Source organism: Comamonas koreensis (genome assembly GCF_021026195.1).
Classification (GTDB): Bacteria; Pseudomonadota; Gammaproteobacteria; order Burkholderiales; family Burkholderiaceae_C; genus Comamonas; species Comamonas koreensis.
Genome location: NZ_JAJNCT010000005.1, coordinates 312,966 through 338,287 on the forward strand (window position 1 = coordinate 312,966; position 25,322 = coordinate 338,287).

Annotated in this window: 22 protein-coding genes; 14 read left to right on the forward strand and 8 right to left on the reverse strand. The window is 63.6% G+C overall.

Annotation, left to right across the window (positions count from 1 at the left end):
• Window positions 1-79: 79 nt before the first annotated feature.
• Window positions 80-1,921, forward strand: coding sequence for a gamma-glutamyltransferase family protein (locus LPW39_RS03500; protein WP_230772877.1), 1,842 nt, complete (start codon window positions 80-82; stop codon window positions 1,919-1,921).
• A 219-nt stretch (window positions 1,922-2,140) separates the two neighbouring features.
• Window positions 2,141-3,520, forward strand: coding sequence for a YdgA family protein (locus tag LPW39_RS03505; RefSeq protein ID WP_230771371.1), 1,380 nt, complete (start codon window positions 2,141-2,143; stop codon window positions 3,518-3,520).
• Between the two features lie 132 nt (window positions 3,521-3,652).
• On the opposite strand, the gene LPW39_RS03510 is transcribed toward LPW39_RS03505, so the two are convergent.
• Entirely contained in the window at window positions 3,653-4,216 is a 564-nt protein-coding gene (locus tag LPW39_RS03510) for a DUF2242 domain-containing protein (RefSeq protein WP_330166587.1), read from the reverse strand.
• A gap of 368 nt (window positions 4,217-4,584) precedes the next feature.
• Between LPW39_RS03510 and LPW39_RS03515 the strand changes: the two genes are divergently transcribed.
• From LPW39_RS03515 to LPW39_RS03525, 3 genes are all read left to right on the forward strand, one after another.
• Window positions 4,585-5,463 (forward strand): M23 family metallopeptidase, encoded by an 879-nt coding sequence (locus LPW39_RS03515; RefSeq protein ID WP_230771374.1) that lies wholly within the window; start codon window positions 4,585-4,587, stop codon window positions 5,461-5,463.
• 263 nt (window positions 5,464-5,726) lie between these two features.
• On the forward strand, window positions 5,727-6,563 hold the full coding sequence (locus tag LPW39_RS03520) for an META and DUF4377 domain-containing protein (protein WP_230771376.1): 837 nt from the start codon (window positions 5,727-5,729) through the stop codon (window positions 6,561-6,563).
• 339 nt (window positions 6,564-6,902) lie between these two features.
• On the forward strand, window positions 6,903-8,183 hold the full coding sequence (locus LPW39_RS03525) for an MFS transporter (protein WP_230771378.1): 1,281 nt from the start codon (window positions 6,903-6,905) through the stop codon (window positions 8,181-8,183).
• Between the two features lie 20 nt (window positions 8,184-8,203).
• On the opposite strand, the gene LPW39_RS03530 is transcribed toward LPW39_RS03525, so the two are convergent.
• A complete protein-coding gene (locus LPW39_RS03530) occupies window positions 8,204-9,112 on the reverse strand; it encodes an MBL fold metallo-hydrolase (RefSeq protein ID WP_230771380.1) in 909 nt (302 codons plus the stop codon).
• A gap of 89 nt (window positions 9,113-9,201) precedes the next feature.
• On the opposite strand from LPW39_RS03530, the gene LPW39_RS03535 reads away from it, so the two are divergent.
• From LPW39_RS03535 to LPW39_RS03555, 5 genes are all read left to right on the forward strand, one after another.
• Complete coding sequence (locus LPW39_RS03535; RefSeq protein ID WP_230771381.1) at window positions 9,202-9,525, forward strand: ArsR/SmtB family transcription factor; 324 nt, start codon at window positions 9,202-9,204, stop codon at window positions 9,523-9,525.
• A 37-nt stretch (window positions 9,526-9,562) separates the two neighbouring features.
• On the forward strand, window positions 9,563-9,991 hold the full coding sequence (locus tag LPW39_RS03540) for a YeeE/YedE family protein (protein WP_230771383.1): 429 nt from the start codon (window positions 9,563-9,565) through the stop codon (window positions 9,989-9,991).
• A gap of 10 nt (window positions 9,992-10,001) precedes the next feature.
• On the forward strand, window positions 10,002-10,415 hold the full coding sequence (locus LPW39_RS03545) for a DUF6691 family protein (RefSeq protein ID WP_230771385.1): 414 nt from the start codon (window positions 10,002-10,004) through the stop codon (window positions 10,413-10,415).
• A 61-nt stretch (window positions 10,416-10,476) separates the two neighbouring features.
• Window positions 10,477-11,304, forward strand: a complete 828-nt coding sequence (locus LPW39_RS03550) for a pseudouridine synthase (protein ID WP_230771387.1) — start codon at window positions 10,477-10,479, stop codon at window positions 11,302-11,304.
• Between the two features lie 57 nt (window positions 11,305-11,361).
• Window positions 11,362-12,627: an MFS transporter gene (locus LPW39_RS03555; protein ID WP_407928780.1), complete on the forward strand. Its 1,266-nt coding sequence runs from the start codon at window positions 11,362-11,364 to the stop codon at window positions 12,625-12,627.
• A gap of 78 nt (window positions 12,628-12,705) precedes the next feature.
• Here the strand turns inward: LPW39_RS03555 and LPW39_RS03560 are convergent, their stop codons facing one another.
• Both LPW39_RS03560 and LPW39_RS03565 read right to left on the reverse strand, forming a co-directional pair.
• The gene (locus LPW39_RS03560; RefSeq protein WP_230771388.1) at window positions 12,706-14,172 is read right to left on the reverse strand and encodes a hypothetical protein; all 1,467 of its coding nucleotides are present in this window, start codon (window positions 14,170-14,172) and stop codon (window positions 12,706-12,708) included.
• Between the two features lie 83 nt (window positions 14,173-14,255).
• Complete coding sequence (locus tag LPW39_RS03565) at window positions 14,256-15,872, reverse strand: hypothetical protein (RefSeq protein WP_230771389.1); 1,617 nt, start codon at window positions 15,870-15,872, stop codon at window positions 14,256-14,258.
• A gap of 255 nt (window positions 15,873-16,127) precedes the next feature.
• Between LPW39_RS03565 and LPW39_RS03570 the strand changes: the two genes are divergently transcribed.
• Together LPW39_RS03570 and LPW39_RS03575 are read left to right on the forward strand one after the other, a co-directional pair.
• Entirely contained in the window at window positions 16,128-17,324 is a 1,197-nt protein-coding gene (locus LPW39_RS03570; RefSeq protein WP_230771391.1) for a M20 aminoacylase family protein, read from the forward strand.
• Between the two features lie 63 nt (window positions 17,325-17,387).
• Entirely contained in the window at window positions 17,388-18,488 is a 1,101-nt protein-coding gene (locus LPW39_RS03575) for a TraB/GumN family protein (RefSeq protein WP_230771393.1), read from the forward strand.
• Window positions 18,489-18,557: 69 nt separating this feature from the next.
• On the opposite strand, the gene LPW39_RS03580 is transcribed toward LPW39_RS03575, so the two are convergent.
• The 3 genes from LPW39_RS03580 to ylqF form a co-directional block, all read right to left on the reverse strand.
• The gene (locus tag LPW39_RS03580) at window positions 18,558-20,540 is read right to left on the reverse strand and encodes an ATP-binding protein (RefSeq protein ID WP_230771395.1); all 1,983 of its coding nucleotides are present in this window, start codon (window positions 20,538-20,540) and stop codon (window positions 18,558-18,560) included.
• 29 nt (window positions 20,541-20,569) lie between these two features.
• Window positions 20,570-20,815, reverse strand: a complete 246-nt coding sequence (locus LPW39_RS03585) for a hypothetical protein (protein ID WP_133858027.1) — start codon at window positions 20,813-20,815, stop codon at window positions 20,570-20,572.
• A gap of 446 nt (window positions 20,816-21,261) precedes the next feature.
• The gene (gene ylqF / locus LPW39_RS03590; protein ID WP_230771397.1) at window positions 21,262-22,206 is read right to left on the reverse strand and encodes a ribosome biogenesis GTPase YlqF; all 945 of its coding nucleotides are present in this window, start codon (window positions 22,204-22,206) and stop codon (window positions 21,262-21,264) included.
• Window positions 22,207-22,276: 70 nt separating this feature from the next.
• On the opposite strand from ylqF, the gene LPW39_RS03595 reads away from it, so the two are divergent.
• Together LPW39_RS03595 and LPW39_RS03600 are read left to right on the forward strand one after the other, a co-directional pair.
• Complete coding sequence (locus LPW39_RS03595; RefSeq protein ID WP_021027316.1) at window positions 22,277-22,528, forward strand: hypothetical protein; 252 nt, start codon at window positions 22,277-22,279, stop codon at window positions 22,526-22,528.
• Entirely contained in the window at window positions 22,525-22,752 is a 228-nt protein-coding gene (locus LPW39_RS03600; RefSeq protein ID WP_230771399.1) for an oxidoreductase-like domain-containing protein, read from the forward strand. Before LPW39_RS03595 ends, LPW39_RS03600 begins: the two co-directional genes overlap by 4 nt.
• Window positions 22,753-22,777: 25 nt before the next feature.
• Here the strand turns inward: LPW39_RS03600 and LPW39_RS03605 are convergent, their stop codons facing one another.
• The gene (locus tag LPW39_RS03605; protein ID WP_230771401.1) at window positions 22,778-25,153 is read right to left on the reverse strand and encodes an FUSC family protein; all 2,376 of its coding nucleotides are present in this window, start codon (window positions 25,151-25,153) and stop codon (window positions 22,778-22,780) included.
• Window positions 25,154-25,322: the final 169 nt, after the last annotated feature.

Consider the following 25,322-nt stretch of genomic DNA (forward strand, 5'->3'; position numbering starts at 1 on the left):
ACGACTGTCCCCGGGGTCCCGCACCCACCACCCGCATCTGCGGCCTTCCCGCGCCACGGCCGGCCGCTGGTCGCTGTCTATGGCAGCAGTGGCCACGGCGGCCTTGCTGGCCGCCTGCAGCAGCCAGCCCCAGTTGCAATACCAGCCCCCGTCCGCGTCTGACCAGCCCGAAGGCAGCTCCGGCTGGACCGACAAACCCGGCTGGGCGACCGAACAATATGCGGTAGCCGCTGCCAACCCCTTGGCCACCGACGCCGGCTACCAGGTGCTGCAAGCGGGCGGCTCGGCCATCGATGCAGCCATTGCGGTGCAACTGGTGCTGGGCCTGGTCGAGCCGCAATCGAGCGGCATCGGTGGTGGTGCCTTCTTGCTGCATGCACAAGGCAGCAAGGTGGAGGCCTATGACGGCCGCGAGGTCGCACCGATGGCGGCAGATGAGAACCTGTTCATGCGTGATGGCAAGCCCATGGCCTTCCATGACGCCGTCGTGGGCGGCCGCTCGGTGGGCGTGCCCGGCGCCATCCGCATGCTGGAGATGGCGCACAAGGAGCATGGCAAGCTGCCCTGGGCGAGCCTGTTCGAGCCCGCCATCCGCCTTGCTACCGATGGCTTCAAGGTCAGTGCGCGCCTCAACGCCTTGACTGCACAGGAGAAGTTTCTGGGCCAGGACCCGGTTGCCAGCGGCTATTTTCTGGATGCCCATGGCAAGCCCTGGCCGGTGGGCCATCTGCTGAAGAACCCCGAATACGCTGCCGTGCTGCGCGACATTGCCCAACATGGCTCCAAGGCTTTGCTGGAAGGCCCGGTGGCCGAAGCCATAGTGCGCAAGGTGCAAGGCCATGCCACCAACCCCGGCAAGCTCAGCCTGGCCGACCTGGCGGCCTACCAGCCCGTCAAGCGCCAGGCGCTGTGCAGCGATTACTCGCCCAGCGCCGCTGGTGCGCCGGCCAGCCAGCCGGCGTCCACCCGCAGCTACCGACTCTGCGGTTTTCCGCCACCCAGCTCGGGCGGCATTGCGGTGGCGCAAATCCTGGGCATCATGGCCAATACGCCCGCCGGGCAGATGGGCCTGGGCGCCGATGGCCTGCCCAGCGCCGACTGGCTGCACCTCTATGCCGAGGCCTCGCGCCTGGCCTTTGCCGACCGCAACCAGTATGTGGCTGACCCGGCCTTTGTCGGCGCACCGGCCGGTGACTGGTCGAGCATGCTGCGCCCCGACTACCTCGCCCAGCGCGCCCGCCTGATTGGCGCGCGCAGCATGCAGCAAGCCCAGCCCGGCCAACCCGGCAGCGTCAAGATGGCCTATGCCAGCCAGCCCTACCAGCAGGAATACGGCACCAGCCATATCAGCATCGTGGACCGCTATGGCAATGCGATTGCGATGACCACGACCATCGAAGACCAGTTTGGCTCGCGCCAGATGGTCAACACCGGACGCGGCCTGGCCGGCGGCTTCCTGCTCAACAACGAGCTGACCGATTTCAGCCTGGCACCCCGCGATGCGCAGGGCCAGCCCATCGCCAACCGGGTCGAGCCCGGCAAGCGCCCTCGCTCATCGATGGCGCCCACCCTCGTGTTTGACAAGGCCACCGACCGCCTGGTGATCAGCGCCGGCAGCCCCGGCGGCGCCTGGATCATCCACTACACCACCAAGACCTTGTACGGCATGCTCAACTGGGGCCTGATGCCGCAGCAGGCCATCAACCTGCCCAACTTTGGCAGCCTCAACGGCCCCACCGTGCTGGAGGAAAAGCGCTTCCCCGCCGCCACTGTGCAAGCCTTGCAGGCGCGCGGCGCCGAGGTGAAAGAGCAAAACCTGACCAGCGGCCTGCAGGCCATCTCGCGGGGCGAGGCGCATGGCAAATCCTGGTGGTTTGGTGGTGCCGATCCGCGCCGCGAAGGCATTGTGATGGGCCAGTAAAGCGCCCGCTGCTTGCCAACACACGGGCCGCTTGCGGCTCGTTTTTATGTCCGATTGGTCACTGCAGGATACTAACTGCTACACCTGGTCACATAGCATCCTGTGCAGCATGGCTGATTGTGCAGACCGCCCTCTACAATGCGGGCTCCACGCAAGAGGCAGCAAACAAGTACAGCACAAGCTGCGTCCATCCAGTTTCAAACAACAGAGGGGAAATACATGAAAAAAATAGGAATCGGCATTGCCGCAGCTGTGGCCGTGCTGGCTGCGGGCGGAGCCACCACCGGCTACCTGGTGGGCAACCGTATCGAAGAAGGCTTTGCAACCGCCGCCAAGGAGTGGAGCAAGCCGCCGCTGCTGGTACAGGTGCAGGATTACCAGAAGGGCATCTTCTCGTCGACCGCCCAGACGCTGTGGACGGTGGACACCGGCGAAGAAAAGCTGCAGTTCAGCGCCCAGCATGACATCAGCCACGGCCCGCTCCCCATTGCGCACCTGGCAGAAATCGTCTCCACCTTTGCGATCAATCCGGATGCCCCGCCCGAGTGGGTGGTGGCCTTCAAGGACAAGGCACCGCTGGTCTGGAAGAGCAAGGTGGGCTGGTCCAAGAGCACCCAGAACGAGGTGACCTCGCCCGCCTTCAATGGCGAATTCGGTGGTGACAAGCTGGCGTTTGGCGGCTTCAAGTCCGATTTCGAGATGTCCTCCGATTTCAGCCGCATCAAGGGCGATGCATCGATGCCCAGCCTGCTGGTGCAGCCCAAGCCCGGAGAGGAAGATGACGGCCAGGCCGCCGATATGCTGATGAGCGGCAACACCATGCGCTTTGACATGCACCAGCCCAAGGGCCAGGAGTTCATGGTGGGCAGCATCGAGTGGGCGCTGGCCGGCCTCAAGGTCACACCCAAGAACGGTGAAGACCCGGCTGAGCTTGCCGATCTGAAGCTGGTGGCCGATACCCAGTTGCAGGGCGAAGTGGTCAACACCACCATCAACTCGTCGATCAAGTCCTTTGTACAGAAGGACCACAAGATCGACGACATGGTGATGGACCTGGGCCTGCACAACCTGGATGCGGGCTGGCTGAACCAGTTCACCAAGGAATCGCAGAAGGTCCAGGGCGATCCACAGGCCCTGCAGATGATGCTGATGCAAGGCATGCAGCAGCTGCTGGCCCGCAAGCCCGAGCTGGAGGTCAAGCGCATCAGCTGGCGCACCGCCGAAGGCACGGCCGAAGTGGCAGCATCGCTGTCCTACCAGGGCGATGCCGGCAAGCCACTCAATCCTATGACCGACTTCAAGGCGCTGCTGCGTCTCGACATGCCCAAGCCCGTGCTGCAGTCGCTCTACGCCAGCAAGGTGCGCGAGGCCTATGTGCTGGAGAACGAAGGCTCGGACGATATCGATGACAAGCAGATCGACAGCGCCGTGCAGCAGGATGTGGACGCGCGCCTGGCCGGTCTGGTGCAAGCGGGCCTGCTGGTGGACAACAAGGACCGCGTAGCCAGTGAGCTGCAATGGGCTGATGGCAAGCTGCAAGCCAATGGCAAGCCGCTGGACCAGAACGGCATGATGGGCCTGCTGTCCGCGATGCCATAAGCCACGAGGAACGGCGAGAAGCGCCATGGCCATTGACTGGCCACGGGCAAAAAAACAAGCCCGTCATCTTGCAAGATGGCGGGCTTTTCTATTGCTGCATTGGCGGCCAGGTGACCCAGCCGCTGCGCGGAATTATTCGACGAACTCTTCGTCGCCGGTCAGGCTTTGCTGGCGCAGCTCATCGTCCTGGCGCAGGTAGGATTTGATCAGGTCAAAAAAGCTGTCGTAGAAGGTGGCTGAGCTCACGGTCTCGCTGGCCACCTTGACCATCGAATCGTTGCCGGCAGAAAAAGGCAGCGACAGCGAGCCCAGTGCACCCACTCCGACGCTGGCAGAGTTGCTGCTCTTCTTGAGGTTGTAGGTGTCCTTGAGTGCAGACACAAAGCCGAGGGTGACCTTGCCGTCCTTGCTATCGGCTGCACAGACCACACGGATGGTGATGATCTGGTGGTTGTCGGTCGCCGGCTGGAAGCTCTTTTGGCCTTCCACCTCTTTGCCCTTGGCCACATTGATCAAGTAGCCCTGGCTCAGCAGTGCACGGCGGGCAGCCTCGCAAGCGCGCTCAGGCGGCGCATCAAAAAGACGCGAATAGGTGGACGACGATCCGAAGGTTTCGTGGGCTACGACGTTGTAGCGATGGCTGTCGGTGTCGCGGTCCAGGCTGCCACAACCAGAGACCGAAAGCGCCAGTGCCACCACCAACGACCAGCCCGCCAAAGGGCGTTGAAGTTTGCAGCGGGTGGATGCAGCAAGTAAAAGAAGGTCTGAATGCTTGCCCAACATGAACGAAACGAACTCCCGAAACAACATGATGACCTGGATGACGGAGACAGGCCCAAGCGCACCACTGTAACGGATAGAGCCGGTGCAGCCTGTCAGCCAACGCCTGTATAGCACGCCCGGTACGAAGGGCAAAGCGGCATGCTACCAGCCGTGTCCCCGGGCGCCCATAGCGGCGCTCTGGTTTACCAAATTTTGCATATTATGCGCGGCATTTGCCCAGGATGGAAAAGCACAACGCGCTATGCTTTTAAAAGCACATGCAACCACGCTGCCCCACACCCATGTCGATACCAGAACCTGACCGTCCTACCGATTCATCGCGCCTGCAGCGCCGCCTGTTGCTGCAGGCAGGCAGCGGTCTGGCGCTATTGCCCTGGCTACGCACAGCACAGGCTGCGGCAACCGATGGCTGGCCTGCCGACTCGCGCGTTCCCGGTGGCGTTGCGCGCCTGTCGCTGGGCCCTGCGGCTGAGCGGCCGCAGGCGTTTGCAGGCGATATTCCGTTGCTGGTGCTGGGCGATGCGATTGAGTGGACGGCACTGGTCGGCATACCACTGTCGGCCCCTACGGGCCCGGCAGAGATCAAGCTGCAAACCGCCAGTGGCCCACGCAGCATCGCCTACACCGTGCGCGACAAGAAATACAGCGAGCAGCGCCTCAAGGTTGCTCCCAAGACGGTCGACCTGTCCGCCGCCGACAATGCCCGCTATGAACGCGAACGTGACCACCAACAAACGGTGATGGCCACCTTCAGCACGCCGCTGCCAGCGCACATGCAGCTGCCCGTGCCGGTGCCCGGCCGGCGCTCCAGCTCCTTCGGGTTGCGCCGGGTGTTCAATGGCCAGTCACGCAATCCGCACAGCGGCATGGACATCGCGGCGGCCACCGGCACGCCGGTCAAGGCCCCCATCGATGGCAAGATCATCGATGTGGGCGACTACTTCTTCAACGGCCACACCATCTGGATGGACCATGGGGGTGGCTTTCTGACGATGTACTGCCACCTGAGTGCTACCCAGGTGACCGTGGGCCAGAGCGTACGAGCCGGTGAGGTCATCGGCAAAGTCGGCGCCACCGGCCGGGTGACCGGCCCGCACCTGCACTGGGGCGTGATGCTCAACCGCAGCATGGTCGACCCCGCCCTCTTCCTGACGGCCTGATGCACAGGCTGTGGTTATCCCAGATATCTGTGGGTCAGCATGTGGACAAGGCTCTGGACAAGACGGCAAGCCATTGATTGAATTCAATAAATTTCATACGCCTAAGTTTTAGGCAGACGCTGCTGTAATTGCCCGCATGGCCTGGCTGCCAAGCGCCAAGCTTGGCCTACACCAGTGCTTGCTGGCAGCCCCTAGGATGGCAAGCTACGTTCACCCACTGCAGCGTGCGCCAGTGCGCTGCCTCTTATAAGGAAAAACTTCATATGCAACGTTGGAAATTGATGAGCCTCAGCGCAGCCGCTGCCATGGCCCTGGCGGCCTGCAGCAGCACCCCATCGTCCACGCCTGCGGCACCAGCCACCGGCAATACCGCACCCGCCATGAACGCATCAGCCAACGACAAGACTCTGCAGGCCTACCATTGGGATCTGGAACGGGCCGAAGACCAATCCGGCCGCGCACTGCCTGCCTTCACCGCGCTGGCACCGAAGAAGGTGCTGCGCCTGGGCTTCAGCGGCGACGCCAAGACGGCGCACCGCGTGAGCATTGGCAACCTCTGCAATGTCATGGGCGCCGGCTACCAGCTCGATGGCGACAAGATCAGCATTACCAACCCGATTGGCACAATGATGGCCTGCGAGCCACCACTGATGCAGCTGGAGCAAGCGGTGAGCGCACAGATCACGCGCGCCGAAAGCCTGCGCATCACACAGGACAACAACGCACCGCGCCTGACCCTGCAGTTCAACGACGGCAGCCGCTGGCTGTTGAAGTCGGTGCCCACCAACGAAACCAAATATGGTGGCGCCGGTGAGACCATGTTCTACGAAGTCGGCCCCCAGACCAAGCCTTGCAACCACGGCGTGGCCAAGGGCGTGCAGTGCCTGCAGGTGCGCGAGCTGCGTTATGACAGCAACGGCCGCAAGACCGTTGCCGGCGACTGGCAACACTTCTACGGCAACATCGAAGGCTACCAACACGAGCCCGGCTACAGCAATGTGCTACGCGTGAAGCGCTACACGATTGCCAACCCGCCTGCCGATGCATCGCGCTACGCCTATGTGCTGGATATGACGGTAGAGACCGCCAAGGCCCCTTGATGGTGTAAGCGGGTGCTGCTGACAGCGCCCGCTTACTCACCTCAGAAGGAGGCCTGGCAGCTTGCAGCTATTGCCAGCTAAAAGCCTCAAGCCAAATCCCCCCCCAGTCGCCCAACAGCGGTGACTGGGGGTTTCGTTTTTTGCAGCCCAGGTTGGCGCAATGCGCGCATCGCAGCGGCGTTTGCACCCCTACCCCGCTTTTGGGCATGGCCTGCTTGCCGCATGGATAAGCCCAACTCTTATATAAGAGTTAAACGTACATGGCAGAATGGCGCCACAAACACCTACAACCATCCAGCGGTTGCAGCAGCTGTACCCATGCAGGCTGCGCCACACCCCATGCCAGCGACCACTCACCCTGCCCCTCCGCCGCTGCTGCGCGACCAGCACAGCGGCTTTCTTATTTTTTTGATAGCGCGGGTCTTCGCTGTTGGCGCCACCCAGATCCAGGCCGTGGTCGTGGCCTGGCAGGTCTATGACCTCACGCGCAACCCCATGGCGCTCGCCTTTGTGGGCCTGGCGCAGTTCATTCCGATGCTCTTGCTGCTCTTGCCTGCCGGCGAGCTGATTGACCGGCTGCCGCGCAAGAAGGTGCTGGCCACCAGTTGGGCGCTGGGCAGCGTCTGCAGCGCGCTGCTGCTGTGGCTGTCGGGCCATGGCAACGCAGGGGTGGCCGGCATCTATGCGGTGCTGGTACTGTATGGCGCCACACGGGCCTTCTCGGGCCCGGCGCTGCAAAGCCTGTTGCCGCAATTGGTGCCGATGGCGCTGCTGCCCAAGGCCATCGCCACCAACAGCGTGGTGATGCGCTGCTCGGCCATTGGCGCGCCGATGCTGGGCGGGTTTTTGTATGCGGCTGGCGGGGCGGTGTGGACCTATGGCGTCTGCATGCTCGCATTTGCGATCGGCACCGGGCTGCTGCTGCGCGTCAAGGTGCTGTATGCGGCGCCCAAGGCGCTCACCGAGCCGGGCGCTGCACGCGATACCATCTGGCAGCGCTTTGGCGCGGGCATCCGCTTTATCTTTGGCCGCCCCATGGTGCTCGGCACCATCTCGCTCGACCTGTTTGCCGTGCTGCTGGGCGGCGTGGTGGCGCTGCTGCCCATCTATGCCCATGAGGTGCTGCACACCGGCCCCGAGGGCCTGGGCCTGCTGCGCAGCGCCATGGCGATTGGCGAGGTTTGCGCAGGCCTCTACCTCAGCAACCGCCCCTTTGGCACCCAGGTGGGCCGCCGCATGATGCTGGCCGTGGCCGTGTTCGGCATCGCCAACCTGGTGTTCTCGTTGTCGCACTGGCTGTGGCTGTCCTGCCTGGCGCTGGCCATCGCCGGCGCTGCCGATATGGTCAGCGTCTATGTGCGCGGCTCGCTGCTGCAATTTGCCACGCCCGACAACATGCGCGGCCGCGTCAATGCCGTCAACATGCTGTTCATCGGCTCGTCCAACGAGCTGGGCGAATTCCGCGCTGGCAGCAGCGCAGCCCTGCTCGGCGCCGTGCCCGCTGCGGTGGCGGGAGGCCTGTGCTCGCTGGCGGTGGTGGCGTTGTGGACGCGGCTCTTCCCCAGCCTGTGGAAGGTGAACCGCTTCGAAGATGCGCAATACCAGTCTGCGGGCCGCTAAGACCGGACGCCACTGCCCCCTCAGAGCGCATCGACCGGCAGCTTGAGAAAACGCCGGCCCTGTGCATCGGCATCGGGCAGGCGGCCTGCGCGGATATTGACTTGCACCGAGGGCAGCATCAGCTGCGGCATCGCCAGGGTTGCATCGCGCGCCTCGCGCATCGCCACAAAGGCCGCCTCATCCACGCCATCGTGCACATGGATGTTGTGCGCACGCTGCTCGGCCACCGTGCTGCACCAGGCAGCGGCACGGCCGGCAGGCGGGTAATCATGGCAAACATACAGAGTCGTTTGCGGCGGGTGCGCCAGCAGCCGGCCAATGGAGCGGTAGAGCGCACGCGCATCACCACCGGGAAAGTCACAGCGGGCCGTGCCCACATCAGGCATGAACAAGGTATCGCCCACAAAAATGGCGGCCACTGCCCCTGCAGCCTCTACCGCATAGGCCAGGTCCGCCGGGGTATGGCCGGGCACACCGAGCGCGCGGATCCGGGTAGCGCCCAGCGCCAGCACATCGCCATCGCTGAGCAGGCAGTCAAAGTCGGCGCCTTGCGGGGCAATGCAGTCTTCCATGCCGTAGATACCGCCAAATACTTTCTGCACCTGCGTGATCTGCTGGCCAATCACCACCGGCGCGGCGACGCGCACTTCCCCTGAGGGCATCTGCATGCGCAGCCACTGGGCTGCGGACAGGTGGTCCGCATGGGTATGCGTCTCCAGCACCCAATGCAAGGTCAGCTGCTCGGCCTGCAGGTAGTCGGCAATGCGCTGGGCCGATGCCGTACTGGTACGGCCGCTCTGGACGTCAAAGTCCCAGACCGGGTCGATGACGGCGGCCTCACGGCTGGCCGCATCGTGCAGCACATAGCTGACGGTGCCGGTCACCGCATCAAAAAATGCCTGAACACCAAAAGAAGCGGTTGACGTCATAGCAATAACATTTTCAGATAAAACAATATATATTTTAATATAATAAAACACAGCACAGATAACAATAGCAATTACCCGCACTTCCCTCCATGAACGATAGCCTTACCATCCATCCGCCTCCCCATGCCATGCGCCAAGCCGCGCACCATGCCGTATCCGCCCTTAAGTTGCTGGGCAACGAAGACCGCTTGCTGCTGCTCTGCCACCTCAGCCAGGGCGAATGCTGCGTCAGCGATATGGAGGTGCAGCTGGGCATTCTGCAACCGACCTTGTCCCAGCAGCTGGCGGTACTGCGGCGAGAGAATGCGGTCAGCACCCGGCGCGAGGGCAAGAACATCTTTTACCAAGTGGCCGATGCGCGTCTGCTGGCGCTGCTGCAGACGCTGTATGCACAGTACTGTCCGGCAGCCTGAAGCGGCCCCTGCACCCCCGTCTCAAGAAAGCTTTCCTATGTCGATCGATCTGTCTGCCTTTACACCGCTGACCGCCCTCGCCGGCGGTGCCTTGATTGGTTTGGCTGCCGTACTGCTGGTGCTGTTCAATGGCCGCATTGCAGGCATCAGCGGCATCGTGGTCGCGCTGCTGCCGCCGCGCCTGCAGCGCGGCGCCTGGCGCCTGGCCTTTGTGGCGGGCTTACTGGCAGCCCCATGGCTTTACCAGTGGTTTGCACCGCTGCCAGTGACTGCCAGCCCCGCCGCCTGGCCGCTGCTGGTGCTCGCCGGCCTGCTGGTGGGCTTTGGCACGCGCCTGGGCTCGGGCTGCACCAGTGGGCATGGCGTCTGCGGGCTCTCGCGCCTGTCGCTGCGCTCCCTGGTTGCTACCCTGGTCTTCATGGCCACCGGCTTTGCGACAGTGTTTGTGGTTCGCCACGTTGTGTAAGGAGACCACGATGACTATCTTGATCGCGGCCGTCGCAGGCCTGGTCTTCGGCCTGAGCCTGCTGGTGTCTGGCATGGCCGATCCGCAGAAGGTGCTGGGCTTTCTGGACCTGGCCGGCGCCTGGGACCCTTCGTTGGCCCTGGTGATGGGCGGCGCGATAGCGCTGGGTCTGCCCGGGTTCGCATGGGCCCGCCGGCGCAGCCGCAGCCTGCTGGGCGAGCCCATGCATTTGCCGGCACGCCAGGCAGTCGATGCGCCGCTGCTGATCGGTTCTGCGCTGTTTGGCATTGGCTGGGGCCTGGCCGGCTACTGCCCCGGGCCCGCGCTGGTGGGCACGGCAGCGGGCTGGGGTTCGGCTGCGATTTTCAGCGCGGCCATGCTGGCAGGCATGCTGTTGTTCGGGCTGTGGTCCAAGAAGTATTGAAGCCCGATCACTATAAAATCCATAGCCCCCCCGCACCATCGTTTCACCAGCCCGCCCTCCCATGTCTTTCGCCATCGACGCTGCTGTTACGCATACCCATGCGCAGGACTGCCCCCTGCCCCTGCTGTGGCGCGACGAGCACCTGGTGGCCATCTACAAGCCCGCCGGTTGGCTGGTGCACCGCACGGGCCTGGATGCGGGCGAGACGCGCTTTATCGTGCAGACCTTGCGCGACCAGATCGGCCAGCATGTGTTTCCGCTGCACCGGCTCGACAAAGGCACCTGCGGCGTGCTGCTGCTGGCGCTGCATGCCGAGGCAGCCAGCCGCACGCGCAGCCAGTTTGAAAACCACCAGATGGACAAGCGCTACCTGGCCATGGTGCGCGGCTGGGCGCCGCTGCATGCAGCAGTGGACCACGCACTGCGCCCCGACGATGCCCCGCAAGACGCACCCGCGCAGCCAGCCCAAACCCGCTTTGCACGCCTGGCCACGCTGGAGCACCCCGAGGCTTACGACGGCCGCTTTGCCGGCACGCGGCTGTCCTTGGTGCAGGCCGAGCCACTCACCGGGCGCCGCCACCAGATCCGCCGCCATCTCAAGCACATCGCCCACCCCATCATTGGCGATGCCACACATGGCAAAGGCCCGCTGAACCGCTGGTGGGCCGAGCGCCTTGGCCTGCAGCGACTGTGGCTGCATGCCTGGTCGCTGTCCTTGCTGCACCCCTACACGCAGGCGCCGTTGCATATCGACAGCGGACTGCACTGGCCGAACGCAGAACCGGCAGCGGGCACCTCCGAGCCGGAGTCTCACCCCAGCCTGCAGCAATGGCAGGCGCTGCTGCGCAGGCCGGACTGGTTGCACGACGACCCGGGAATGGCGCGATAGCAGCTGCGCCAAGACCAAGGGCGCACATTGTTTTTCTGATGCGCGCACACTCGCGCTGTGCAAAATCAACAAACAACAACTTCTCCCGCCCGCCCCGGCCCAGCCGCTTCCGCCACAACGCTCAGCCCTGCCGTGCTGCTGCTGATGGCCACCGCCTGCGGCCTGTGCGCAGGGGCCAATTACTTCAACCAACCGCTACTCAACTCCATCGCCCATGCGCTGCAGGTGAGCGAGAGTACGGCCGGCATCCTGGTCACCTGCGCGCAGGTGTCGTATGCCATTGGCCTGCTGTTTCTGGTGCCGCTGGGCGATATGCTGGAGCGCCGCAAACTGACCGTGGGCCTGATGCTGCTGGCCGCACTGGGCCTGCTGGTCAGCGGGTTTGCCGGCCTGATGCCTTCGCCGTTCACCGCCCTGGTGCTGGGCACCTTGGTGACCGGCCTGTTCTCGGTCGCCGCACAGGTGCTGGTGCCGATGGCCGCCAGCCTGGCCCCGCGTGAATCGAGCGGCCGCGCCGTCGGTCTGGTGATGAGCGGCCTGCTCACTGGTATTTTGCTGTCACGCACCGTCGCCGGTCTCTTGTCGGCCGTGGGCGGCTGGAGTCTGGTCTACAAGGTCGGAGGCATCGCCATGGTGCTGGTGGCGCTGGCCCTGTACCGGGTGCTGCCCAAGGTGGCACATAGCGGCGCACGCCTGCCCTACGGCCAGGTGCTGGGCAGCATGGCCACCTTGATTCGCACGCAGCCCCGCCTGCGCACCCGCACCTTGCTGGGCGGTCTGGCCTTTGCCTCGGTCAGCGTGCTGTTTTCCACAATGGCCTTGATGCTCGGCGGCCCTGAGCACGGCCTGAGTGATTCATCGATCGGGTTGATTGGCCTGTCTGGTGTAGCCGGCGCCTTGATGGCCAATGCCGCAGGCCGCCTGGTCGACAAGGGGCTGGAGCGCCCCACCACCGCCTTCTCGGTGCTGCTGCTGGTCGTCAACTGGGCGCTGCTGTGGTACAGCCAGCATTCGGTCTTCCTGTTCATCGTCGGCATGCTGGTGATCGAGCTGGCGCTGCAAGGCACCCATATCTGCAACCAGAACGTCATCTACCGGCTGGCACCCGAGGCGCGCTCGCGCATCAATGCCTGCTATATGACGGGCTACTTCATCGGCGCATCGGCCGGCTCGGCCATCGGCGCCTGGGCCTGGCACCACGGCGGCTGGACGGGTGCCTGCATCGCCGGCGCGGTGCTGGCCCTGCTCAATGTGGCGGCCTTGCTGGCAGACCGCCGGCTGTCCCATCCGGGCGCACTGGCCTCTAATGCCAGAGCCGGTTAAGGGCGCCGACAGAAGCCGCCCACCACCGCCAAGCTTGCATCAGACTCCAGCGGCAGGGGCAGGCCCTCGTTTGCAAGGTCAGGGCCTGACCAGCGGCCCTACCCCGGTGAGGTTGCCCAGGCGGTCTCGCACCCGGAAGGCGATGCCATAGGAACTGTTCCTGATGGCGCTGCGCCCCTGGAAGCTGAAAGGAAAGCTGAAACGCTCTGGCTGCGCACCGTCGCCAGGCGTGCTGCTGCAGTCCACCACGGTGTCGGTCAGCAACGGCGTGAACTGGCATTCAAAATCGCCTGCTGCATTGGTCAACGACTGGCCTTTGACCACGTTCAGCGCCACGACCCTTGGCTTGGAAGATAGGCTGTGGCTGAATACCCAGTCCCCCATCAAGCTGCTCAGCGCGGGCCGCGTGGGCTGCATCTCAAAGCGCTCCATCACGCGCAAAGGCTCTCCAGGCAGACGGATCGAGCCTTCATTCATGTCCTTGCGGCTGTCCAAACGGTCGAAATTGATGACGGCCATGCCGGCATCAGAGGCTTCCGTCGCCGACTGCCAAGGCCCACCCAGATAGCGCCCCCCTCGGTAGGTTTTCAGCGCAATGTTGGCGCGCGATTGAGAGAATTCGCCAGACCCCATATGAAAGATCGCGCTGCCATCGGGCCGGTAATTGAAGACCTGCATCAGGGCCTGACCAAACTGCACATCGAGGCTGATACCGCGACCGGGCTTGCCGGTTTTTTCGTCGCGCATGATCCAGGTTCCCGGCTCCGGTAGGCGTTGTTCTGCATCAAAACCCTGCAAGGCCGAGTACCAGTTTCTGTCGCCATTAGTAGGAATTCTTGCAGGCGTGCGGGTACGCATGTACGCACCGACAAGCCTGCGTGCCGGCTCTCCGTCGACTTCCAGCAATGCGCTGGCGTCATAGAGAAATTGCTGATAACTCAGGCGGATGCGCGGGGTAGATGAGGATGCATCGGCGATGCAATCCACCGTGCCTTGGTCATCGGCAGGCTGGCACTGCAGATTCCATTCTGCAGCCGGGGATGGTCTGCGCAGCGTGAGCTGCCCGGTGGGCACAACATCCATGAACCAGAGGTTCAGCGGCTGGTTCTCGCTGCCCAGCTCTGCCAGCGCAAAGCGCCGGGAAGGATTGGGCACCGACAGATCACCTTGGCCGTTGAACACAAAGCGGCGCATCGCATAGGCAGACTCCCCCGGCAGCTGGATGCTGCCCTGCACCCCATTGGCAAATTGCAGCTGGACTTTGCCCACATTCGCGGCCAGTTCCGCGTCGCGCACCGGGCCACCCAATGCGGTGCCGCCCTGGAATTTCTGCAGAGGCAGCACGGCGCCGTTACCAACCATAGGGCCAGACGCCATATAAAAGGTGGCCGCGCCGCTGGCCTCATAGCCATAGACCTGCAGCACCACGGTATCGCCCTGCACATCGATCGCCAGGCCACGCCCAGGTTTGCCATCGAGCTCCGCATCGATCACCCAGGTGCCCGATAACGGGGTGAAATCACGACCAGCCCAGACGAGAGACATGCTTGTCGCAGCACCCAGCAGCAACAGCGTTTTTCTACACCAATGCGTCATACGAATCCTTGTTGTCAGTGCCCATCGGCAGATCAATACGTTCTGGGCAAGCCTATGCCCACGCCGAAAGCGGTGTACGAATTGCTTCTGCGTATCAAGGGCACCTGCCCCAACAGCAGCAGTGACTTGTCTGTCTGCAGCTGATAGACCGTGGCCAAGCTTTGTCCCCGGTAGCTGAGGGCAAAGCGGTATTCCAACTCAGGATCTACGCCCATTCGCTTTCCGGTCACCGCGCAACGTACGTTGCCGTCGGGGGTCTGCTCGTACCGGCACTTGACGCTGGCGCTGGAGCCAACTTCGGGCCAGGTGTCATACGAGGTGGGCGGCTGCTTGCCCGGTTGCCAGTTCATAGGATGGAGTTCAAACTGCAGCGCCAGCTTGGGATTGGTCGACACAGCGGACCATAAACCTTGGAGGTACATCAGCGGTTGCTGATCTGCCGCTACAAACCAATGGTTCACGCCAAATTGAAAGCGCTCAATGCGCTTGGCCGCTTCACCTGGGAACTGCACCCAACCGCTGGTCGCGCTGTCAAATTGCAGGCCCAAGGTCTGGGTCTCGCCCGTCTCAACGCCCGATGCAGCAGGCCCGCCCAGGGACCGGCCGCCTCGGTATTGCTTCAAGGGCACAGACGCCGCAGCTTGCAGGTACGGGCCAACGCCCATGTGGAAGGTGGGCTTGCCATCACTGCCGTAATTGAAGACCTGCACCAGCACCTGACTGCCTTGCGCATCAATGCTGAGCCCCCGGCCAGGTCGGCCCGTTTTTTCTTCCGTCACCACCCAGGTGCCGCTGTCGGGAACAACGCCTGGAACGGGCCCCGAAGATGCAGCGGCTGCGGAAGTGTCAAGCGGCTGTGTCTGCAAGCTCTGATCGCTGCCATGCACATACAGCAAGGGGCCTTTGAAAGCTTCGCTGTTCCGCTCGGTCTCCAGCACACCGACGATTTCCTGGAGGTAGCGCTGCAGAACCACCCGGTCCAGCAGCTCGCCATCGTCCTTCAGTCGCTCACAGACCATGGCTTGCCGCGCGGGCACCATTTTGCAGGGCCAGCGGTTGTCACGCCATGCACTGGCCTCCCGGTCAAAGCGCGGGTACTGAAAATGGGCAACGCCTTGCACATCCATCTCCAGCGTGGCAAGCCTCGGCTCTGCTTCTGGCTCCGAGATAGGGCCCAAGTAAAAAACCGCGCGCTGGCCTGGCTGGATCAGTGGGTTGTCAAAATAAAAGCGCTGGATACGGAGCGGTGGTTCGCCCGGCAAGGTCAAGGTAGCTGTTGTGGCACTGTCAAAAACAACGCTTACCTGGCCTGCCGTATCCAACTCCTGGGCATCGCGTGCACCACTGCCAAAGTAACGCCCTGCTGCATAACGTTTAAGAGGCGCGACAAAAGGGGTGCCGACGGTCATCTCAAAATTACCGCTGGCCATATAGAAAGTGGGCGAGCCGTCTGGCTCATAGGCATACAACTGCAGCACCATTGAGCCAAACTGCACATCCAGCGCCAATCCTCGACCCGGCTTGCCATCGAGCTCACTGCTCACCACCCAGGTGCCATTTTGTGGCGCGTAGCTCTTTTGCGCATATGCCCCCGATGCACCGAGCACCAACGCACCCATTCCAATACTTCTCCACCAATTTATCTTCATGCCAATATCTCCTCCCGAAAACACCCCATTGCAACAATGCTGATTTGAGAGTTTTTATCAGAAAAATTTATATATCCATAAAAATATTCGCAGCAGACATTCAATATCGCTGCACACCTTAGGGCAACAGCCTCTGAGCCAGCCAACCGAGGTGACAATAGCTGCCAGGGCTGTCTCACATGGATCGTTTCGGCAGCCGCATAATCGATGCCAGCACCCGTCCGGCTGCGGCCCGCGATCCGAGGAAATAAAGCCATGTACATCGACAAAGACCAAGCCCCCAATATCAACCAGCTCACCGCATTCCGCCGCGATCTGCACATGCACCCGGAGCTGAAGTACGAAGAGAACCGCACTGCCGACAAGATCGCAGCCTATCTGACGGCGCTGGGCATCCCCATGGTGCGCGGCCTGGGCACCACCGGCATTGTGGCCAGCATCTACGGACGGGGGCGCGATGCCAGCACCCCCGGGCCTGCCATCGGCATCCGTGCCGATATGGATGCACTGCCGGTGCAGGAGACCAACCAGTTCGGCCATATCAGCCAGTACCCAGGGCGCATGCATGCCTGCGGCCATGACGGCCACACAACGATGGTGATGGGTGCGGCCGAGCTGCTGGCCGGCCAGCGTGATTTTGACGGCACCGTGCACCTGATCTTTCAACCCGGTGAAGAAGGCGGCGCCGGCGCCCGCGCGATGATGAACGACGGGCTGTTTACCCGGTTTCCCTGCCAGGCGGTGTTTGCGCTGCACAACTGGCCTGCGCTGCCGCAAGGCCAGATGGGGGTGCGCGTGGGCCCCATCATGGCGGCGGCGCTGCGCTTTGAGATTGTGGTGCGCGGCCGGGGCGGCCATGCGGCCCTGCCCCACACCACGGTGGACCCGATTCCGGTGGCCTGCTCCATCGTCGGCCAGCTGCAGACCCTGGTCTCGCGCGGCACCGATCCGCTCGATGCCGCCGTGCTGACCGTGGGCAAGATCGAGTCCGGTACGGTGGAGAACATCATCCCGGATGAGGCCCGCATCTACGGCACCTGCCGCAACCTGACCCTGGCCTCGCAGCAGTTCCTCATCGATGGCCTGCACCGGGTCTCCAGCCACATCGCCGAGGCGCACTTTGCCAGCGCCGAAGTCATCATCAAGCCCGGCTACCCCAACACCACCAACCACCGCAAGGAGGCGCTCTTCATGGGCGAGGTGATGCGCGAGATGGTGGGCAACACGCATGCCCACACCGATGTGCTGCCGGCGATGACGGCAGAGGATTTTGGCTTCATGCTCGAAGAAGTGCCTGGCGCCTACGGCTGGATCGGCAATGGTGCCGATGGCCAGCCAGGTGTTGGGCTGCACAACCCCGGCTATGATTTCAACGACAACAACATCGCCCTGGGCGCCAAGTTCTGGGATCGGCTGGCACGCCGCTGGTTCGATACCCAGGCGCAGCGCTAAGGCTTAGTCGCTGCAAGGGCTCGCGCAAACGCCAGGCCTTGCGGCCATGATCTGGAGCCCGTTTTGCAGCGTTCAGCAACCCTCTCGCCTCTCCCCCATCGGCCCGCACGCGGCCTGCGCCTGCTGCCACAGCTGCTGCTGGGCCTGGCCTTGCTGGCCGGCGGCCATGCCGCCCAGGCACGCACGTCGGCAGCCGCGCCAGCACCGCAACTGGCACAGTTGGACCGGCCGTCCTGCCCAGCCCCAGCCGTCAAGGATCCAGCGGTCTACCAGGCGGAATCGCGCAAGCCCCACCCGGACCGGGGCGTGCTCTGGGAACTGCGCAAAGGCGATGATCTCGCCTATCTCTGGGGCAGCATTCATGTGGGCCAACTGTCCTGGATCTTTCCCGGCCCGCGCACCGCACAAGCGCTGCGCGCCGCCCCTGCGATTGCGCTGGAGCTGGACCCGGTCGACCCCGCCACCTTGAAGGCCCTGACCCAGGCGATGCGCGAAGACAGTGACCGGCAAAAGCTGGTCATGCGCCAGAACCCCGAGCTGCAGACGCGCATGGGCCGCATGGCCTTCGAATCCTGCGTGGACCAGAGCACCTGGCAAACCAATGCCGCCACCCTGGCCCGCTTGATCGCGCTCGGCATGCAGGACATGGCGCGCAGCGGCTACCACCCGGCCTACGGCATCGACCTGAACCTGGCTGCGATGGCGCATGCCGTCGGCAGACCGGTGCAGGCCATCGAGACGGCGCAGGAGCAGTTGCTGGCCATGGGCCTGGGCGGCGAGGGCGTGCCCGCGCAGCTGGCCACGCCCGACGACATCCGCAAGGCGCTGGACGATATCGACAGCGGCAAGAACCGCCAGGTGGCCCAGCAGCTGGCCACCTATTGGGAGAGCGGTGACCTGGCCGCGCTGAAGCAGCTGATGCAGGACTGCCAATGCCTGGGCGATGTGGGCATGCAGGCGGCCCTGCTCGACACCCGCAACCAGCGCATGGCCGAGCGGCTGCCAGCGATGATTGCGGCGCAGCCCAAGCTCTTCATCGCGGTGGGCATGCTGCACATGGTGGGCGACAACAACCTGCTGCAGCTGCTGCAAAAGCAGGGCTTCACGGTGCGGCAGCTGACCGGCAAGGGCGCCGATGCCAGCACCCCTGCCAAGGCCCGATAAGCGCCCATAAAAAACGCCGCCAGCTTTGCAGCGGGCGGCGTAAAAACATCTGCCTAAAAGCTCGCGCAATCAGGCCATCAGAGGGCGCTGATCGTGCTTGGCCAGCATGTCGGCATAGGGCTCCAACACCCATTTTTGTTCGGCGGCATCCGGGATCTGCGCCGCACTGGCTTGCACCACCTGGCCATGCGCGGCACACAGCTGCGCCATCGCGGCCGGGCTGATCAGGCCCTCCCGCAGCAACAAGGCGGTCATCGCCATCAGCAAGGCGTTGTGCTGCACCAGCAGGTCCTGCGCACGCAGCATCTGCGCTTGCAGCAAGGCTTCCATACCGGCATTGGTGGGTGCCACTTCGGTATTGGTGTTGTCGCCCGGCTCCTGGGCCACATCGGTGCGCGACAGGCGCGCACCAAAACCCAGGTGGCGCAGGTAGCGCGCCGCATCCGCCGTGGCCTGCAGGATGTCCTGCTCGGCCCCGGTGGTACAGGCTTCCTGGCCAAACACATGGCGCTCGGCCGCGCGGCCGGCCAGGCCCACGCAGACCATGTCCAGCATATTGCGCCGCGATGTTGCCTGCAGCTCGGTAAAGCTGTTGTAGCCGCCTTCAAAGGTCGCGATATTGATCTTCAGCTCCTGCGGCGTGCGGCCAAACAGCAGCGCATAGACCAGGCCATGCCCCGCCTCATGCACCGCCAGCAGCGCGCGGAAATCCGCGCTGGTGCGCTGCTTGACCTTGTTCAGATCCAGCGGCACGGCAAAGCACTGCTGCAGCACCGCAGCTGCATCCGGCAGCGCCAGATGCACCTGCAGCTGCGCCGCGCCAGCGGCCATCTGCACCTGCAACTGCTGGCCCGCCTGCGCGCCCTGCTCCAGCGCCCACAGCGCCGCATCCACCAGCGCACTCGACAGGATCGTGTGCACCGACGAGAACAGCGGCCGCGTTCCCTGGGTGGGGAAGACGGCGTTCTGGTAGATCTGCGCCAGCACATCGCTGCCGATGACAAATCGCAGCCCACAGTTGGCCTCAATGCCCTGCACATAGTTGTGCACCGTCGTTGCAATCAGCTGCTCGTAGGCCGAGCGGCTGAACGACGGGTAGATCACATGCTGGTTGCCCAGCCGCGCGATCTGCTCGGGCTTGAAGCGCTCGGCCAGCGCACGCTTGACATCGATCAGCGACAAGCGGCTGGTGAGCCGGTGAAAAATGTCGGCATCGGTGTCGCAGTCCTCAACGCGGCTGGCCGTCTCCGTGTACATCTCATCGAGGTTGCCGCAGACAAAGACCAGCAGCTTGCTGTAATCGGTCTCCCAGGATTGCTGGGAGCTGCGAAACTGGATCAGCAGTTGGTGAATGTAGTCATTGCTCCACTGCATGATCTCGAGCAACGGCGCATCGAGCTTGAGGCTGCGCTTGAGTGCCTGCGCGTCCCAGGCATCGATCTTGTAGCGCATCTTCTGCTTTTTGTGCCGCTCCTGCGCATCGTCCTCTTCGGCCCGTTCGGCGTCATAGAGCGCGTCCGCCAGCTTGCGCTCGATGCTGTGCAGCTCCGACAAGGCGGGCGGCAGCTTGCCATCCGACAACAAGGCCCAGACATCCTGGTAGCGCTCGACCTTGCTGTCATCGCCACGGCTGCTCACCGTGCGGTAACGCTGGAACTCATCGAGCACCAGGATGCCCGGCGCACCCTCCACCAAACCCGCACTCTCGAGCGTGCCGGAGATGGTCGATGCGCCATAGCTGTCACCGTTCTGGCTGAAGCCGTCCATCTGGACTTCGACAAAGCGATCATAAAAACCCAGCAGCTGCGCCAGGCGGCGCGTCAGCTGGGTCTTGCCCGTGCCTGTCAATCCCCACAGGCACACGATCACGGGGCGGGTAATGAGCTGGGGCATCACATACCAGGCGCGCACAGCGCCCGTCACACGGTCAATCACGTCATCAATACCGATCAATTCGGTTTTCAGCTGGGCCGCAATGGCCTGCAGGTTTTGCTGACGCTCATGCATCTGTACGCGAAGCAATAGCTCCGGGGAGGTTTTCATTTCTTTCATCTGATTTTCTCTTCATCCAGCGCTGTGGCTCAATCCCCGGGGTCGGCGCGGCGCGTCATCTGTTGCAAGGCCATCCGGTCGGCACGGCGCTGGGCGCCTTGGCTGCGGATGTGCTTGCCCGCAGCGCCGGACAGACGCCGCTGGGCCATGGCTTTGGCAACAGGGTTGAAAGGAGTGGCATCGGCCACGATCAGCAACGCGATAGGTTGCTTCATGCGACGCAAGGCCTTGACCCGGCCCTCTTCAAAGGCGCGGGAAACAGTTTTTGCACTCATCTGTGCGGTTCCTCAGGGGCCTGGCGCGCCGATGGCCTGGTGGCTGGCGCAGCAAAACCCCAAAACAAAAAGCCCCGGCGAAGTAGCCAGGGCTTTTGTCGATCCCGGCTGCAGTGGTGCAGGCGGCGATCTGGGCCAAGGCTAAACCATATGAACATGGTTTAGCCGGGGCAGAAACCGTGTTCAGTGGAGAGGGTTGAACATGAAACAGGACATAGCAAAAACTCCCAATGGTGCGCTGCAGAAGGTCATTCGTTGCTGCAGCGATAAGAAGACGAAGGCTGGACTATAGCGGTAATTTGTTGATTACGCAAGCCCCATATGCAGGCTGTTGCATAAAACTGACCGCCAACCGCTGGCTTCGGACTCTTTTGCGCGGCTTTGTGCGCATAAAACGCAGCAACGCGCCAACGGCGGCCAAAACCGCCGCTGGAGCGATACGCGGATCAGTAGCGCTTGCGGCCAGCCTTGCGGTGCTTGGCGTGCTCGGCCTTCTTGGCCTGCTGCAAGGCCTCAGCCGCCTCGCCGGCAGCGCGCCATTGCTCAAACTCTGCCGGGGTCTCCACGGTGATGCGGCCCAGCATCTGGGTGCGAAAGTCGGTGATCAGCAACTCGGCCGCCTTTTGCATGTTGATGCGCCCGCCGCTCATCACCGCCCCGCGCTTTTTGCCAATCAGGGTCAGCAGCTCGTCATCCGTGAGCGCTGCCATTTCTTCGTCACCCAGGCCGAGCTTGTAGCGCTCGTCCAGTTGGCGGGCGTAGTGCTTTTGCAGGTACAGCAGCAGCTCCAGCGCCACCAGCTCGTCGTCATAGGCATTGCGGCCCACCGATCCACAGGCCGCCAGGTTGTAACCCGTCTCCGGCACGATGATCTTGGGCCAGAGCATGCCGGGGGTGTCCCAGAGGTAGAAGTCATCGGCCAGCACAATGCGCTGCTCGTCCTTGGTCACACCGGCCTCGTCACCGGCCTTGGCCTGACCCTTGCCGCTCATGCTGTTGATCAGGGTGGACTTGCCCACATTTGGCACGCCGCAGATCAGCACGCGCATGGGCTTGGCCAGGCCGCCGCGCCCGGGCGCCAGCTGGCGGCAGGCCTCCACCAGGCGCTTGGCCGGAGCGGGCTCACTGGCATCCAGCGGCAAGGCCTTGGTTTCGTGCTGGGCCTCGTACCAGGCCACCCATTGCGCGGTGCGGCTGGCATCGGCCATGTCCTGCTTGTTGATGATCTTGAGCGTGGGCTTGTGGCCGGTCAGCTCAGTCAGCGCCGGGTTGGCGCTCGATCCTGGCATGCGCGCATCCAGCACCTCGATGACCACATCGATGTCTTTGATGCGCTCGGCAATCAGCTTGCGCGTCAGGTGCATATGCCCGGGGAACCATTGGATACTCATACTCTTGCTTTCGGGGGGAATGGCAGGCAGGCGGTGCGCACGCAGACGCGCTGTGCCGGATAATGCTGCCATGTCTTCTTTATCTCAACGCCAGTGGGATGCGCAGCGCAAATCCGATCAGGACCTGCTCATCAAAGGCATCATCTTGGTCTTGATAGGGCTGGTGATCGTGGTCTCGCCCTATGTTGCTCAGGGCGATATTGTGCAGGGAGTTTTCGCCAAGGCTCCGGCAGTGGGTTGGTTTTCCCTGGTATTGGGCGCGGCTTTTGTGCTGCGCTTTGGCCTGCGCCGCAAGGCCGTGCCACCCCGGCCCGAGCAGTGAACACTGCCCTTCCCAGCATCCAGGCGCTCAGCAGCCTGCGCGAGGCACGCCAGTGCTTTGCCGCGCTGCAGGCCAGTGCCAGCGCCCGGCAGATCAGCCTGCGCGAGCCGCCGGAAGCACCTACCACCTGTTGTGGCCGGGGCTGCAATGGCTGCGTCTGGGAAGGCTTTTTTGCTGCGGCGATGTACTGGCAGGAATGCGCGCTGGAAGCGCTGCAGCCTTAAACCCTCGCCTCTTGGCTTGAACCCATTACGTAGATGCCGTCTGTGCAGCTTCTGCCTGCACCGGCGGCAAGGTCTCCTCGCGCGCGAGCAGCTGGCGGATCTGCACCGCATCCTGCTGCAGCTGGCTGGCCAGAATGCGCGCCGTGGCCAGGCGCCGCATCAGCCAGGGAATGAGCTGGTCGCGGTCTTCCGGGCCCGGCACACGCTCGGGCGCCGGCATCTTGGCCGGGCGCTGGGCCTCGCCTTCGCCGGCAGGCGTTAGCGGTGGCGCCTGCAGCAGACAGGCATCGATGGTGGCGGCCGTGTCCTTGAGCTGCTGCACCGCAAAGGGCGATGGCGTCTGGCCCCGGCGCATCATCAGCATGATTTTGACCGAGGACATCTGGCCCAGCAGCTGGTAGCAATGGGCCTGGAACAGCTCCAGCGCCTGCAGCGGTGGCTGCACAGCGCGTGGTTCCTTGAGCGAACGGTCGACGGCCTGGATCAGCGCGGACAGGCTGTCATAAGCTTCGCGCCGTGCCAGGCGCCAGGCCAGCTCCGGGGCATTGTCGACGGCCTGCAACTGGTCCACCGCCAGCGAGGTGCTGGCATGGGCTGCCTGGGCCTTGAGCACGCGCTGCACCAGCGCCGGCAGCTGCGAGCGCTCCCAGGACGGCAGCACATAGGCAAAGGCCCAGGCAATGCCGGTGCCGATCAAGGTATCGACCACGCGCTCGAACATATGGAAGGTGGTGCTGCCACCGGCATGCAGCATATGGGCCTGCACCAGGCCCAGCACCGTGGCGCCCATCGCAGTGAACAAATAGCGGCGCAGCGCAAAGCCGTGCGATACGCCCTGTGCGAGGGTCAGGCACAGAATCAAGCCCAGCGGTGACAGATGCGCTGATAGGATGGCCAGCGCCGCTACGCAGCCCAGCAAGGTGCCCAGCACCCGCACCGTGCGCCGCTCCAGCGTCTGCGCCAAGCTGCCGCGCAGCACCACCACAATCGTCAGCAGCACCCAGTAGGCATGGGCGTTCCAGGGCAGCACCTGCACCACCAGGTAGCCCACCGCAATGGCCAGCGCCGCACGGATCGCATGGCGCAAGGGAGGCGCATCCCAGCTCATCAGGCCCTTGAACGGCGTCCAGGACCAGGCGGTGGGGCTGACAAACATCTGCCAGCTCGCGCGCACCACGGCCAGATCGGGCTCGATCTCATCGCGGCCCAGGCCAATCAAGCGGTTGACCTCTTCATGGATGCGCACAATGCGCTCGCTCAGCTCACGCGACAGCGCCTGGGGTGACACATCCGTGTCGTAGTGGTCAGGCAGCGATTCCTCCAGCCGCTGCACCGGCAGCTGGCTGGCCATCTGCATGGGGCGCAGCAAGGCATCCAGATTGCTCATCGGCCGGGGCTTGCGGCCCAGCAGCAGGCTGTCGGCCAGGTGCACCACCTCCATGGCCAGCGCACGCAGCATGGCCTGCTGGGCCAGCAGCATCGGCGCCTGCTCGGGCGCCTTGCGCAAATGCTCGAGGTCCAGCTCACAGGCCAGCAGGTGGTCGCGGATCTCCAGCATCTGCATCAGCATGCCGGCCAGGCGCTGGCGGCGTGGCGTGCGCGGGCTCTCCAGCACAATGTCACGGGCGGCCTGCAGCTGGTCGGCAAAGGCGGCGTGGCGGGCCATCAACTGGCCCATGTGCTGCTGGGGTGCGCCCCCACGCGAGAACTTGCCAAAATTGCGGTCGGCCAGGTTGTCGCCATAGGCTTCGCCATCGACCGTCTCGCCTTCCAGCCCGACATGGCGGGCCGCCTCGGGCAGCACCATGCGGGCCTGCTCCAGCATCAAGGCAGCGAGCGACAGCACGGTATCGGCAATGAACTGCACGCGGTAGCGGAAATTGAGCAAGGTGTTGGCGATGACCGCATACACCAGGAACATGCTGGCACCGATGCTGAAGAACATCGTTGATTCGGCCGCTGCGGCCAGCAGCTGCCCCTCGGCTGGCTTGGGCACCGACATGCCCAGCACCATGGCCAGCACCACGGCAATCGCAATCGGCGCGCCGCGCTTGCCCCAGGCCATCCACAAAAAGCCCAGAAAGGTCGATACCACGGCCACCAGGCCGAGCAGCACCAGGTGCTGGTGCATCAGCTGCACCATGAAAAACAGCGGCGCGCCCAGCAAAGGCGCAGGCAGCATGCGCCAAAACTTGCCCCGGCGCGGTGCCGGGTTGTCGACCACGATGGTGACGATGACGCCGACCGAGGCCGCCGCCGCATGCTGGGTGCCCCAGATCAGTTGCACCAGGGTCGTGACCAGAAAGAGGCCCAGTGCCACTTCCAGCCCGTTGAGCACATAGTGGTTGAGCAGGCCACGCTTGAAAGTGCGCCAGCTGCGGTCGGAAGAGAAATGCGCCATGGAACAACAATACGAGAAATCAACACCAAAAGATGTCGGACAAATGATAGCCAACGCGGGAAGCTATCAAATCAGAAGCACCCAGGCGCATGCAAACGTTTGCATTCTGACCCCATCCGCTGCGGTATGCCAGCAACAAAAAAGCCCGCAGCAGCGGGCTCTAGGGCAT

Coding starts and splice junctions, on each gene's coding strand:
- LPW39_RS03500 (WP_230772877.1), top strand. CDS start 80: ATGGCAGCAGTGGCCACGGCGGCCTTGCTGGCCGCCTGCAGCAGCCAG.
- LPW39_RS03505 (WP_230771371.1), top strand. CDS start 2,141: ATGAAAAAAATAGGAATCGGCATTGCCGCAGCTGTGGCCGTGCTGGCT.
- LPW39_RS03515 (WP_230771374.1), top strand. CDS start 4,585: ATGTCGATACCAGAACCTGACCGTCCTACCGATTCATCGCGCCTGCAG.
- LPW39_RS03520 (WP_230771376.1), top strand. CDS start 5,727: ATGCAACGTTGGAAATTGATGAGCCTCAGCGCAGCCGCTGCCATGGCC.
- LPW39_RS03525 (WP_230771378.1), top strand. CDS start 6,903: ATGCCAGCGACCACTCACCCTGCCCCTCCGCCGCTGCTGCGCGACCAG.
- LPW39_RS03530 (WP_230771380.1), bottom strand. CDS start 9,112: ATGACGTCAACCGCTTCTTTTGGTGTTCAGGCATTTTTTGATGCGGTG.
- LPW39_RS03535 (WP_230771381.1), top strand. CDS start 9,202: ATGAACGATAGCCTTACCATCCATCCGCCTCCCCATGCCATGCGCCAA.
- LPW39_RS03540 (WP_230771383.1), top strand. CDS start 9,563: ATGTCGATCGATCTGTCTGCCTTTACACCGCTGACCGCCCTCGCCGGC.
- LPW39_RS03545 (WP_230771385.1), top strand. CDS start 10,002: ATGACTATCTTGATCGCGGCCGTCGCAGGCCTGGTCTTCGGCCTGAGC.
- LPW39_RS03550 (WP_230771387.1), top strand. CDS start 10,477: ATGTCTTTCGCCATCGACGCTGCTGTTACGCATACCCATGCGCAGGAC.
- LPW39_RS03560 (WP_230771388.1), bottom strand. CDS start 14,172: ATGTCTCTCGTCTGGGCTGGTCGTGATTTCACCCCGTTATCGGGCACC.
- LPW39_RS03565 (WP_230771389.1), bottom strand. CDS start 15,872: ATGAAGATAAATTGGTGGAGAAGTATTGGAATGGGTGCGTTGGTGCTC.
- LPW39_RS03570 (WP_230771391.1), top strand. CDS start 16,128: ATGTACATCGACAAAGACCAAGCCCCCAATATCAACCAGCTCACCGCA.
- LPW39_RS03580 (WP_230771395.1), bottom strand. CDS start 20,540: ATGAAAGAAATGAAAACCTCCCCGGAGCTATTGCTTCGCGTACAGATG.
- LPW39_RS03585 (WP_133858027.1), bottom strand. CDS start 20,815: ATGAGTGCAAAAACTGTTTCCCGCGCCTTTGAAGAGGGCCGGGTCAAG.
- ylqF (WP_230771397.1), bottom strand. CDS start 22,206: ATGAGTATCCAATGGTTCCCCGGGCATATGCACCTGACGCGCAAGCTG.
- LPW39_RS03595 (WP_021027316.1), top strand. CDS start 22,277: ATGTCTTCTTTATCTCAACGCCAGTGGGATGCGCAGCGCAAATCCGAT.
- LPW39_RS03605 (WP_230771401.1), bottom strand. CDS start 25,153: ATGGCGCATTTCTCTTCCGACCGCAGCTGGCGCACTTTCAAGCGTGGC.